This is a genomic window from Prosthecobacter sp. (assembly GCF_044232965.1).
GTDB lineage: Bacteria > Verrucomicrobiota > Verrucomicrobiia > Verrucomicrobiales > Verrucomicrobiaceae > Prosthecobacter.
On sequence record NZ_JBIIKX010000029.1, the window covers coordinates 38,803 to 52,189 of the forward strand.

The following is a 13,387-nucleotide window of genomic DNA, read 5'->3' on the forward strand; positions in this document are numbered from 1 at the left end:
CGTGCGAAGCGGTGAAGTTTCTTCGCCTTCGCCTACTTCTTCTGCCACGCCTCAAACACCTTCGCCATCGCGGCGACGCGCTCGGACTGCTGGCTGGCGAGATCATGGAGTTCTGTGCGATCAGTCTTGAGATCGTAGAGCTCCCAGGGCTTGCCTGGGAGTGCGACGAGCTTCCAGTCGCCCATGCGCACAGCTTTGCAGCCGGAGGTGGCCCAGCAGAGGGATTCGTGACCGGCTCGTGTGCCGCCTTTGAGCACTGGTAGCAGTGATTTGCCGGCGAGAGGTGTCACGACGCGATTGTCAAAAGTCGTGGGATAAGTCTGACCGGCGACATCGAAGACGGTCGCGGTGATGTCGGTGATGTGGCTGACCTCGGGGCTGATTTTGCCCGCAGGCACGACTCCCGGCCACCAGGCAATGAGTGGAGAGGAAATACCACCTTCGTGATTCGACTGCTTGTGCAGGCGGAAGGGGGCGTTGGAAACATTCGCCCACGCGGGACCGGCGGTGACGAAGGTGTCGCCTGGACCGGGCATGATGTCAGGCTTGTTGCCCACGCGGGTTCGTTTGCCGTCGGCACGCCAGGTTTGGCCCGGTTTGTCGAGCTGACCGACAGCCTTGTCAGAAGCACCGTTGTCGCTGAGGAAGAAGACGAGCGTGTTGGTGCCACGCACGGCCTCCATCACGCGGCCCACGCTTTGATCGAGGCAGTCGATCTGTGCGGCAAAGACGGCCATGCGCTCCGCTTCCCAGTCGAGATGTTCAGCTTCGCTCCATGCGGCTGCACGAGCTTCGCGCGGTGAGAGTTTCGTGCCGGCAGGCAGGATGCCGCTTTTAACGAGACGCTTCAGACGTTGCTCACGCGCGGCATCCCAACCGAGATCGCGGTAGAGCTTCCGATACTTCGCGATGTCGGCCTCCTTGGCATGCAGCGGCCAGTGCGGCGCGTAGTGAGCAATGTAGAGCAGGAAGGGTCTTGATTGATCACGCTGCCGGAGGAACTCGACGGTGAAGTCGGTGATGAGGTCGGTCTTGTAGCCGCCTTCGGGGATCGTGTAGGGCTTTCCATCGCGGTAGAAGGCGGTGTTGCGGGTGTTGGCGAAGTAGTTGCCCGGTCCTTGATGCCCGGTGGTGCCAAAGTAGCGATCCACATGATGCGAGAGGTTCTGCGGATCGTGCCAGTCCTCCGCCGTGAGCATGTCCAGCCGACCGACAGCGCAGGTGGTGTAGTCGGCACGCTTCAGCACCTCAAACATCGTCACGCAGTTGCTCGTGAGCAGTCCGGTCCACTGCGTCATGCCGACCTGATGCGGATGCAGGCCCGTCATCAGCGCCGCACGCGACGGACCGCACAAAGCGCAGTTGTAGAACTGCGAGAAGCGCATGCCCTCGGCGGCCAGTTTGTCGAGGTTCGGAGTTTGGATCTCGCCGCCATAGCAGCCGAGATCGGAGAAGCCCATGTCATCGGCCAGAATGACGATGATGTTTGGACGTGGTGCCGCTGCTGCGAAGGACGACAGCAGGAGAAGGGCGATGAGCAGGCGCTTCATGCGATGATGTCATGCACCACGTCGCCATACACATCCGTGAGTCGGAAGTCGCGACCGGCGTAGCGGTAGGTGAGCTTTTCGTGATCGAGGCCGAGTTGGTGCAGGATGGTGGCGTGCAGGTCGTGGACGTGGACTTTGTTTTCCTCGGCGTTCATGCCGAGTTCGTCGGAGGTGCCGTAGGCGAGGCCGCCTTTGATGCCGCCACCGGCGAGCAGCGTGCTGAAGGCGGTGTGGTGATGATCGCGGCCGCGCCTCATCGGATCGACCTTCTTGTTCTTGTCCTCGGTTTCCTGCGAGTAAGGCGTGCGGCCAAACTCGCCGGTCCAGACGACGAGCGTGTCATCGAGCAGACCGCGTTGTTTGAGATCGCTGATGAGCGCAGCGGAGGCGCGGTCGCTGTCGGCGCAGAGTTCGGGGTGGCGCTTGTAGTGGTCGCTGTGCGTGTCCCAGGGCTGGTTGTTGCTGCTGGTGTAATAGACGCTGATGTAGCGCACGCCGGACTCGGCGAGACGACGCGCGAGCAGGCAGGAGCGGCCAAAGGGCGTGTCGCCATACATCTCGCGCATCTTCGCGGGCTCGCAGCTGATGTCGAAGGCATCGCTGGCGGCGCTTTGCATGCGGTAGGCGGTCTCCATGGCCTTGATCTGACCTTCGAGCGCGCTGTCCTGCTCGCGCTTCGCGGCGTGGAGGTGATTAAGCTTTTGAATCAAATCGATCTGCCGCCGCTGCTGCGCGGGGGCGAGCACGGAGTTGCGCACGTTGGCGACGAGCTTGTCCACGCTCATGTCGGACGTGATGACGCCGGTGGCCTGGTATTCGGCGGGCAGGAAAGAATTGCTCCACAGCGCCGGTCCCACCACGATGTTCGGTGTGGGCCGCAGCACGACGAAGCCGGGCAGGTTTTCATTCTCGCTGCCAAGCCCATACAGCACCCACGAGCCTAGCGAGGGGCGGATCGGCTGGATGTTGCCCGTGTTCATCATGAGCAGCGCGGGCTCGTGATTCGGCACGTTCGTGTGCATGGAGCGGATGACGCAGCAATCGTCAATGATGCTGCCAAGCGCTGGCAGGCTCTCGCTAACCTCGATGCCGCTTTGACCACACTTGCTGAACTTCAGCGGCGATGACATGAAGCCGCTGGTCTTCGGTGCCCGGTAGAGCTTACCCGATGGCTGCTGGCCCTCGTATTTCTTCAGCGCTGGCTTCGGATCGAACGTGTCGATGTGCGACGGCGCGCCGTTCATGAACAGGAAGATCACGCGCTTCGCTTTCGGCGTGACCTGCTGCTTCACCGCCGCACTCGCGTGCGATCCCATCATGCCCGCGAGGCCAATTGCGCCGAAGCCCGCCGAGAGTCGGTGGAGGACATCGCGACGGGTCATCTGGGCTGGTGTGTGTTCAGTCCACATAAAGCATTTCGTTCGTGGCCAGCAGAGCCTGCGCGAGCTGCTCCCACGCGTTGAGGCTGGATTCGGCGGGTTGTTTCAGAAACTCCTGGGCGATGGCGATCTCTTCTGCCTCAGGTTCGCGGGCAAAGAGGAGTTCATAGGCGTGGCGGATGCGTGATGTGTCATCACTGCCGCTTTGCTGGAGGCGCTGGGCGAGTCGTTTCGACTGCTCAATGATGAAGGGGCTGTTCATCACGAAGAGCTTCTGCGTGGGCGTGGTGCTGCTGCTTCGGCGTGCGGCGTGGACGTTTGCATCCGGGTAATCGAAGAGCATGAGCGTTTTATTCAGATCGCGGCGGCTCACCTGAGAGTAGATCGTGCGCTTATGATGCGTGGGGGCGTCGAGGCTCTGTGACGGGCCACCTTCCAGCGTGAGCGTACCAGCGGCGGCCATGATGGCATCCCGCCACGATTCGATGCCGAGTTGGCGGCGGTTCATGCGCCAGAAGTGATCGTTCGCCTCATCGATCTCCAAGGAGGGGCGGTTTGCAACCGCCCTCGGCGCTTGAAAAGCGCCGCTCCTTGAGGTCTGGCGATAGGTGGCGGACAGGACCAGCTCGCGCATGAGGCGCTTCAAAGACCAGCCGTTTTGCATGAAACGGATCGCAAGGTCATCGAGCAGTTCAGGATGCGTGGGCTTGTCCCCCGTCGCGCCGAAGTTGCTCGTGGTGCGTGCCAGGGGTTTGCCAAAGAGCAGATCCCACACGCGATTCACCATCACGCGGGCCGTGAGCGGATTGGCGGGATCGGTGATCTGGCGGGCCAGTTCCGCACGGCCGCTGCCTTGCTGAAACTTCACGGGCTCGCCCTTGCTGAGCACCTGCAACCAGCCACGCGGAGCCGTGACGCCTGGAGACTCCATATCACCACGATCATAGACGGGCAGGTCGTGCGGCTTGAGGTCGCGCACGACGTGCAGAGTGCCTGGGTCCATTTTGTCGGCCAATGTTTTGCCGTCCTCCTCCTTGCCATCGGGCCGCAGGTTCACCATCTGCACGGAGGCGAAGACACCGGCCATCGCGTAGTAATCGCGGGCCGTGATCGGGTCGGATTTGTGATCGTGGCAGCGCGCGCAGGCCACGGTGAGGCCGAGGAAGGTCTGCGAAACGGTGTCCACCTGCTCCGACCACTCCTCCGCCTGCACATCGAGCCGGCTGCGCGCATACAGCTTGTGCCCGAGGCCGAGAAAGCCGAGCGCGGCGTGGTCCGCCTTGTTTTGCGGCTCGATCAAATCAACCGCGAGCTGCTTCTCGATGAACGCATCGTAAGGCAGATCGGCATTGAAGGCAGCGATGACCCAGTCGCGATAGCGCCAGGCGTTCGGGTAGTTGAGCGACGAGTTGCCGCCCACTTGGTGCGCCTGATCCTCGGCATAACGCGCGAGATTCAACCACACACTCGCCATGCGTTCACCAAAAGCCCGGCGGCCAAGCAAATCATCCACCAGCCGCGCATAAGCATCCGGGCGCGCGTCACTCACAAAAGCCCGCACCTCCTCCGGTGTCGGCGGCAGACCCGTGAGATCAAACGCCACGCGGCGGATCAAAGTCCGCACATCGGCCTCCCGTGAAGGTGTGAGTTCTTTCGCCTCCATGCTCGCGAGGATGAAGTGATCCACCCGCCCACGCGGCCAGGCGGTGTCCTTCACCTTCGGCAAGGCCTGGGCCTTAGGCGGCACGAAGGACCAGTGCTGGCGTGCCTTGGTCCAATCAATCGCCACAGGCTCCGCCGCCTGCGTAATGACGCAGAGCAGAAGTGAGGTGGCGAAGAGTTGGAACGTGGCGTTTGGCACCTGTCCAAAACGCGGCGTGAACGGCATTTTCCTCTTCAAATCATGCAATCAGCCCCTTCACCACCTTCGCCGGATTCACGCCGGTGAGGCGGAAGTCGAGGCCTTGGAAGCGGTAGCTGAGCTTGTTGTGATCTAGGCCGAAGAGATGCAGGATCGTGGCGTGGAAGTCGTGCATGGACACGGGATCGCGGGCGACGTGCCAGGCGAAGTCATCCGTCTCGCCATGGACCTGGCCGCCTTTGATGCCGCCACCGGCCATCCATAGGCTGAAGGCATACGGATGATGATCGCGTCCGGTGACCTTCTTGAAGCCCTTGCGGTTCTCGCCGAGCGCGGTGCGGCCGAACTCGCTGCCCCACACGACGAGCGTCGTGTCGAGCAGGCCGCGCTGTTTCAGATCCTTGAGCAGCGCGGCGATGGGCTGATCGACCATCTGACAATTATGCGCGAGCTGCGGATCGAGGGCGCTGTGATGATCCCACGAGGCGTGAATGATGTTCACAAAGCGCACGCCGCGCTCGACCATGCGTCGCGCATTCAAACAGTGCCGCGAGAAGGTCTGGTAGTTGCCGATGCCGCCGAGGTTGCTCTTGATCGGCGGCTCGATGCGATTCACGCCATACGCATCCAGCGTGGCCTGCGATTCGCCACTGAGATCAACCAGTTCCGGTGCCGAGCTTTGCATGCGGAAGGCCAGCTCGTAGCTGTTGATGCGCGCAGCGATTTCGGGATCGCCGATATGCTTGTGCTGGAGGCGATTGAGGTCGTTCAGTGCTCGGATGCTCGCGGATTGCATCTCCGGCGTGATGCCATCGGGGTTGGCGAGATTCAGCACGGGCGACGCGCCGTTGCGGAACATCACGCCGCCATACGACGATGGCAAAAAGCCGCTCGACCACGTGGAACTGCCCCCTGGCAGGCCACGACCTTTGCTGACCATCACGACATACGACGGCAGCTCCTGCGAGGCATTGCCGAGGCCATAGGTCACCCACGCGCCCACGCTCGGACGCCCTAGCCGGGACTCGCCGCAATTCAGCATGAGCTGCCCGGGCAGGTGATTGAACTGCGTCGTGTGCATCGAGCGGATCAACGCGATGTCATCGGCGCACGTCGCGATGTGCGGCAGCAGATCGCTGATCTCCATGCCGCATTGACCGTGCTTTTTAAAGACCCTCTTCGTGCCCATCACGGTGGCAGAGTCCTTTTGCAGGAAGGCGAACTTCGCATTGCCCACGATGGAATCGGGCAGCGGCTGACCGTCGTATTTGTTCAGCAGAGGCTTCGGATCAAAGAGGTCCATCTGCGAAGGCCCGCCTTCGAGGAAGATGAAGATGCAGCGCTCCGCCTTCGGCGCGAAATGTGCCACGCGAGTCGAAAGCGGATTCGCTGGGATGCTAGCCTCCTCCGCCAGCAAGCCGTCCTGCTTCAGCAAAGACGCCAAAGCCAGCGTACCCAGTCCGCATGAACTCGTCGCGAGAAAATCGCGGCGGGTTTGGGTGAGGTGTTTTTCAAAAGGGGACATGCGAGCTAGGCCAGCTCCTTGATCGACTGAAATTCGTTATCGACCAGGTAATGCGGGCGACCGGAGAAGTCGGACACCGTGCTGGTGTGCGGATTGATGCCCAGGTTGTGGTAAAGCGTGGCAAAGATCTCCTGGAAGTGCACCGGGCGGTCCGAGGCCTCGCCGCCGAGGCGGTCGGTGGCACCGATGATTTGCCCATTCCGCATGCCGCCGCCGGCGAGCAAGGCGCAGGACACGTTCGGCCAGTGATCGCGCCCGCCTTTGTCATTAACGCGCGGCGTGCGGCCAAATTCGCCCCAGGCGAGCACGGTCACATCCTTGTCCATGCCACGTTCATGCAAGTCCTGCACGAGCGCGGTGATCGCCTGATCGAAGTCGGGCAAGTTCTCCTGCGCGTTCTTGAAGTTCTGCCCATGCCAGTCCCAGAAGCTGTAGCTGAGCGTCACCACACGCACACCGGCCTCGACGAGCCGGCGGGCGAGCAGAAATTGCTCATTGAGTCGAGGTGCGGCATCGCCCTGAATTTTGTCGGTGCCTTTGCCGTAGCGCTCGCGGATCTTCGGCGACTCCTTGGAAAGATCGAGCGCATCGACAAGTCGCGATGAAGTGAGAATGCCGTAGGCCTGCTGCCGGAAGACATCAATCCCCGCCATCGTGCCCGAGGCATCGGTCTCACGTCGGAAGTTGTCGAAGGCGGAGAGCAGGCCGCGGCGGTCGCCCAGACGCTCCAGCGTCACGCCATTGAGGGACATGTCTTCCTTCCCACGTTCCAGCGGCATGAAGGGCGCGTGGGCCACTCCGAGGAAACTCGACCGCCCCTGATTGTAAGGCGTGTGCTTCATCTGTTGCGAGAGATTCACGTAGCTGGGCACGGTGGGCGCGCCGCCTTTTAGCTTCGACACCACGCTGCCGATCTCCGGCCAGCCACCCGGAGGCGCATTGTTGCTGAGGCGGCCTGTCACGCACTGAAAGCTCTCGTGCCGGTCCTTCGCACCCACAACGCTGCGGATGAAACTGAACTTATCCGCCATCTTCGCCATGCGCGGCAGGTGCTCGCTGATCTGGATGCCCGCCACGTTCGTGCCGATGGCCTTGAACGGTCCACGCACCTCTGAAGGCGCGTTCACCTTGATGTCATACATGTCCTGATGTGGCGGCCCGCCTGGCAGGTAAACCAGGATGAGCGCCTTCTGCGACTTGCCGACTCCTTGCTCCGACTCCGCACGCAGCAACTCGGGAAAACTCATGCCGCCAAGCCCCAAGCCGCCGATGCGCAGGAATGAACGGCGCGAAAGGCCGTCGCAGTAGCGGTTGGCGGACTGTTTGGAGAAAAGGGTGAGCATGCAGAGATTAAACGCGTGGAATCAGGTTCGTTTTACCGCCTTAAAAGCCAGCAAACACCATGCAACGTGCCCGGCGGTCTCTAAAGCAGCTTCTCCCCGCCGGTGTATTTCTTCACCACTTCAGGATCGAGTTCGAGGCCGAGGCCTGGTTTCGTTGGGATCGCCAGCATGCCATCGGCATCGAGTTTCCAGCCACCGAGGGTGATTTCGTCGATGAAGGGCGATCCGGTGAGATACTCGACCAGATCGGTGCCTGGGAAGGCGGAGGCGAGATGCAAATCGGCCGCGAGACCGACGGCGGTGTTCCAGCCATGCGGGATGAACTGTACACCGTGCTCCTGCGCCATCCAGGCGATGCGGCGCTCCTCGCTGATGCCGCCGACTTTGGTCACATCAGGTTGGATGATGTCAAAGGCGCGTGCTTCGAGGAAGGGTTGGAAAGCCTGACGTCGCGTCAGCACCTCGCCGCCGCTGATCGGCACAGGCGAGTGCTCGCGTAGCTTGGCAAAGTCTTCGAGCGAGTCGGGTGTGAGCGCTTCCTCAAACCAATGCACATCGTAATCGGCGAGCATCTTCGCGGTGTTGAGCGCCCACTTGTAGCCGTTTGTCCAATGCGCATCGCTGCCACCGGCATCGACCATCAGCTTGTTGTCCGGCCCCACGGCTTCACGGGCGGCTTTCACAATGGCTTCGTCCGTCGCCGCATTGCGTCGCCCAAACGGCCCCCAGCCGATTTTGAAGGCGCGGAAACCCTGCACTTTCACTTTGAGAAGATGATCGTGCAACTTCTCCGGCTCATCCATGAGCAGCGAGGCATACGGCTGCACGCGTTCGCGATACCGACCACCGAGCAGACGGCCCACGGGCTGACCCGTGGCTTTGCCGAGCAAATCCCACAGCGCGATGTCGATGCCGCTGATCGCGTGCGTGATGGAACCGCCGCGACCGAGCCAGAACATGTTCTGATGCAGCTTTTCGCTCACGCGCTCCGGTTCGAGGGCGTTCTCGCCGCGATACAGCGGCTCCAACACGGCTAGCGATGCACGAACCAGCGCGTCATTCGTGAACACACTGCCGAGTCCGACGACTCCTTCATCGGTGTGAACGGCGATGAGCGTGTGTACGCAGTCTTCAGGCCGGAGTTCGTTGCTCCAGCCGCCTTCAGGTGTGGCACCGCGCAAACCTGCGCAGCGGATTTCTCGGATTTTCATGGGTGATGATTGTGAAGGGGAATAGCTAAGGTCCATGGTCAAGCGTTGGAACAGCCTGCCATTTCGTGAGAGTAACGACGCCAATGGAAGTGATAGCCAGGCCGACAGCGATGAGTCCGAGGCGTAATCGAGTTTGTGCTCGAAGTAACAATACGAGCGCCGGTGCCATCACTCCCACGAATCCGAGAATGCCAAGGCCCGCACCGGCGAAGATCCAAAAAATCGGCCATATGCCCACAGAATCGTCCACTGTTGTGTGGTCAGGCCAAAACTTGATGGCAGCACCAGACAACATGCCTCCTATAACGGCAAACGTACACGCAGCTTGATCCGCCTCTTCTGATATCGGCTTCTGTGAAGTACTTTGCGGCAGGGAATTATCCATAGATTCTGGCTCTGGGAATGAAGCTGACCTCCGCATCCAGCGGGAACATGGGCCGCGCGCAGCGCGTGTGACCGAGATAAGGCAGATTGGCACTGGAGGAGCCGGGCGCATCCACATTCACCATGCGGGCGCACCAGTCAGCATACATGTGGTGCTGGCAGTGCGGTGATTTGACCACCACGGCGTCGAAGCGCTCCGGATTCTGGCCGTGCGCGTAAAAGAACGAGCGGTCGTAAAGATTCACCGCGCGACTGCTGACCACGAGCGTGAAGCTGTCTGTCTGAAGCACCGCCGTGGGGCCAGCGAGCCATTCTTCGCCGAAGGACTCGCTGCGGAAACGTCCGTCAGACAGCAACCGCACTTTCGCGGTGATCTGGAGCGGTTTGAAACGCTGCGGATCAAGCGTGCCTCCAACGGTCGTCGTGATCGTTGCTCCGATGCCGGCTGCGAAGGCCATTTTGACCGCTGGTCCATCGACGATGGGCAGCAGCGTGCGCAATGTGCAGCCAGACTCTATCAATGCGCGCAGGATCGCATTGCTATCGCCCGAGGCACCGGAGCTGGTCGCGTCGGCGGCATCGACGAGAGCGAGCGTTCCGCTGTTGTGCGCTTTCGCGATGCTCGTCATCTCCGCCAAGCTCACGAGCGGCACCTGCATCTTCTCGTGATGTTCCCAGAACAGGTTAGCGATGCGCAAAGCTTCGCGTTCGGCCAGCGCGGGGTCGTTGTCGGTCACGACGAAGGCGCATGAGGCGAGTTCCGGCACATCGGTGAATGGATTGCCCCACATCATCGCTGCCGAGAGTCCACCCGGGCCTTGCTCGACTGACTTCGCGGCATTCACCGCATGTCGAATTGAACCGCTGGCCGTGATCAACTCATCGCCACGCACCAATGCAGGCACGGTCACTTTGGCCATGACCAGCTTCACCTTGCCCGCGACGATCTTCAGCAGCAGTTTCGCTGCGCGCTGGCCCGTCTCGAAGAAATCGACGTGCGGATAGGTGTGATAGGCCACGACCGCATTGCTGTGCTCGGCCATGCGATCCGTGAGGATGCCATGCAGATCGAGTGACACAACGATGGGGATGTTCTCGCCAAGAATCTTCCGCATCTCTGCCAGCAGCCAGCCCTCGGGATCGAGTTCCTCCTCGCTCGCCATTGCGCCATGCATGCAGAAATACACACCATCGACGGGCGGTGCTGCGTGGATGCAATCGAGAAACTCCGACGCGATCCGATTCCAGTCCGCCTTTGCCAATGTGCCACCCGAGGTGATAAAAAACGCGCTGTAGGTCGGCACCAACTCGACCCCAGGTGTCGAATCAAAAACGCTGAGCGCTCCGCCAATCTCATTCCGCACGGTGCGGTGGTAGTTCAGCAATTCTTCACCACGTCGAATGCCAAAATCTGTGTAGCCACTGAGGTGCGGATTGAAGGTGGAGACTTCTTGTTTGCATTCGGCGATGAGGATTCGGGGCATGGGTGTCTCTTTCTACGGTGTGACAACGCCAGCCTTCATCCAAGACTCATCAAAATAACCCGCTATCACAGGCTCATCGGCGTTGACGTTCATCACCGCCCAATCGCCGAGGCGTGGAAAAAGCAGGTAGTTGAAGGCGGCAAACTCCGTCTCGTGAAAGGTGTGGCCGCTGTTGATGACGATGTAGCGATTCTTGGCGAGAGGGCTGGCACAGATGAAAGTAGGGGAGTGGTCTTTGGCCGACTGCGTTTGTTCGCCGAGACGGATTTCGCCGCGGGTCCACGTCACCGGCAGTTTAGGCAGGGCTTTGGCGATCCATGAGTTGCTGCCGGGATCGCCGAAGAGGATGAGGTGCTTGTCCCGCACATCGGCCTCGGTGACTTCGGTGTCGTTCTTCACGGGCAGATCGCCGCGCATGTAGCGCGCCCATTCGTATTCGAAGCGCTTCAGGCTGGCAGTGGCCCAGGTGTTCACTTCGGCATTCCAAGGCTTGCCGGTGCCGCGCACGCAGAGGAAGGGCGTGGCAAAGGCATCATCAATCGGCCCCTGAAGGCCGGGGCGTTTGCCGGTGAGGGTGATTTGGCTGCGCGGGCCGTCGCATTGCCACGAATCGCCTCTTTTGCTGAAAACGAGCACGTCATCGGCTTTGTGCGGCGGTAACGCGATCTCGATACCGGCGATGCGCATCTTAGAAACCGGGCGATGGATAGCGAAGCGGGTGATGTTGCCCACCTCGCTGACTTCGATGCTGTCATCGGTCACGTTGGCGCGGAACTCGGCGCGTTCGTAGTGTTTGCCGAGGCTGAGGAGTTCCAGCCAGTGGCAGCGGTTGTATTTGAGCGTCCAGGTCACGAATCGGAGCTGCTTCGGGTCGTTATTGAGCCCTTTGGCGACGTGTTCGCCGATACGCCGCATCTGCTCAGCGTGTGTCGTTGGATCAATGACGTGCCCGGTGCCGTGCGAGATGAGATTGGTAAATGGAATGCCTTCCTTGGCGAAGGACTCGCCCATGATGACGTGTGCATGGAAGAAAATGTCCTTGTCGCCGATGGCCGCGATGGCGGGCACGACTCCGGCGTTCGCGGCATAGTCCACGGAGTCGAGCATGTGCAGGCCGATCTCTTGATGTGGCGGCAGCGGGCCGACCTTGATGAAGCCGGGAATCGGCGTCTCGGAGAAGCGATGCGTGTCCACATAACCGCAATACGGGCCGATGGCGACAAAGCGGTCCGGGTGCTTCAAACCGAGATGCCAGGTGCCCGAAGCACCCATCGACATGCCGCGCAGCACGATGCGGTCACGGTCGATTTTGTAGTTTCGGCACACACCCTCAATGGCCTCAAACACATCCGTCTCGCCCGCCCATCGGTAGCAATTCTCCACGCGACCAAGCGGATGCAGCTCGATGTAATCCGCCTCAGGGCCTGGCTTGTTGGCATCGCCTTCATCGAAACGTGACATGAACTTCAGCTCACTCATGCCGACGGGCTTTGAGCTGCCGTGCAGCACGACATCGAGCCGCATGGGTCTCGTGCCGTCGTAATTCTTCGGGATGATGACGCCGTAGGGCTGTGTCGATCCATCGACGGCGGAAACAAAGCCACGCACGACTTTGCCTTTCTTCGTGGTCCATGACGATTGATTCGCCGCCAGAGCCGTGACGCGCTCGGTGCCACGAGACAGCGCCTTCTCAATCGCGGCGACATCTCTGGCGGTGAACGCGGATTCGTAGCGCAGCGCACATTCGCTGCCTTTGTGAAACACCTCGGCATCGGCCAGCAGATCGGCATGAGCTGGTTTGAGCTTCGCCATCTGTGCTTTGAGCGTTTTCGCCGACTCGTGCAAAGCGCTGGTGCTCACTGCCTCGCGCAGCATGAACTCCATCGCTGCGCAGGTGTCCTCGTAGTTGGTGGAATGACCGCCAGCTTCGCGATGAATGCTCAACACCTTGCGTTTGGCCAGTTTGAGCTTCTCCATGAGCCGCAGCACGCTCTGCGGCGGCACCACGTCATCCTTGCCACCCGTGGTGACGGCCACAGGCATCACGAAACGATCCGGCCACAGCTCGGCGCTGCGCTTTTTGTATTCGTCGGGCACTTGGACCTTGGTGCCGCCATACGAGGCGATGATGGCGTCTTGGAACTTCGCATACTCGACCATATTTGCCGTTCCATTCAGGCTGCAAACGCCTGCGATCAGTTCGGGATGCAGCGCGGCGAAGATCAATGCCGATGTACCGCCCATGGAACCTCCCGCGATGAACACTCGCCCAATCTTGCGCCGTCGTTTCATCTCCGCGACGAGCTGCACGACATCCGCCTCGGCCTTCGGTCCCATCCACGATGTCCTGGATCGATAGTCGGGCGAAACGACGATCAAGCCATGCTTTGCGGCCACATCGCGCACACCTTTGCACTCACCCCGATCTGCATTGATGAACTGCCAGCGGTCAGAGCCGTGGCCGTGGAGGGCGATGACGACATCGCGGATGGGATTCGGAGTCGTTTCACTCGGGACAAGCTCGATGTAGCGCTGCTCTGTGCTGTCCAGCGTTGAGTTGAAGGCGATGTCCTGCGGATCGGCAGCCACGGAAACGCTGGCGGCAAGGAAGATGGCGGAGATGGTTTTCATGTGGTGCGGCGGATGACGA

The 13,387-nt window shown here is 60.9% G+C and carries 8 protein-coding genes; all 8 read right to left on the minus strand.

The features are described 5' to 3' along the window. Positions 1 to 32 precede the first annotated feature (32 nt). A complete protein-coding gene (locus ACILSI_RS13730) occupies positions 33 to 1,550 on the minus strand; it encodes an arylsulfatase (RefSeq protein WP_395722456.1) in 1,518 nt (505 codons plus the stop codon). Beyond that, positions 1,547 to 2,932, minus strand: a complete 1,386-nt coding sequence (locus ACILSI_RS13735) for a DUF1501 domain-containing protein (RefSeq protein WP_395722457.1) — start codon at positions 2,930 to 2,932, stop codon at positions 1,547 to 1,549. The genes ACILSI_RS13730 and ACILSI_RS13735 overlap by 4 nt, the downstream gene beginning before the upstream one ends. 16 nt (positions 2,933 to 2,948) lie before the next feature. Then, the gene (locus ACILSI_RS13740; protein ID WP_395722458.1) at positions 2,949 to 4,817 is read right to left on the minus strand and encodes a DUF1549 and DUF1553 domain-containing protein; all 1,869 of its coding nucleotides are present in this window, start codon (positions 4,815 to 4,817) and stop codon (positions 2,949 to 2,951) included. A 13-nt stretch (positions 4,818 to 4,830) separates the two neighbouring features. Next, positions 4,831 to 6,315, minus strand: a complete 1,485-nt coding sequence (locus ACILSI_RS13745) for a DUF1501 domain-containing protein (protein WP_395722459.1) — start codon at positions 6,313 to 6,315, stop codon at positions 4,831 to 4,833. Between the two features lie 5 nt (positions 6,316 to 6,320). Continuing rightward, positions 6,321 to 7,658, minus strand: a complete 1,338-nt coding sequence (locus ACILSI_RS13750; protein WP_395722460.1) for a DUF1501 domain-containing protein — start codon at positions 7,656 to 7,658, stop codon at positions 6,321 to 6,323. 80 nt (positions 7,659 to 7,738) lie between these two features. Beyond that, positions 7,739 to 8,869, minus strand: coding sequence for a mandelate racemase/muconate lactonizing enzyme family protein (locus ACILSI_RS13755; RefSeq protein ID WP_395722461.1), 1,131 nt, complete (start codon positions 8,867 to 8,869; stop codon positions 7,739 to 7,741). A 377-nt stretch (positions 8,870 to 9,246) separates the two neighbouring features. Then, entirely contained in the window at positions 9,247 to 10,737 is a 1,491-nt protein-coding gene (locus ACILSI_RS13760; RefSeq protein WP_395722462.1) for a M81 family metallopeptidase, read from the minus strand. A 12-nt stretch (positions 10,738 to 10,749) separates the two neighbouring features. Next, entirely contained in the window at positions 10,750 to 13,368 is a 2,619-nt protein-coding gene (locus tag ACILSI_RS13765) for a prolyl oligopeptidase family serine peptidase (RefSeq protein ID WP_395722463.1), read from the minus strand. Positions 13,369 to 13,387 lie beyond the last annotated feature (19 nt).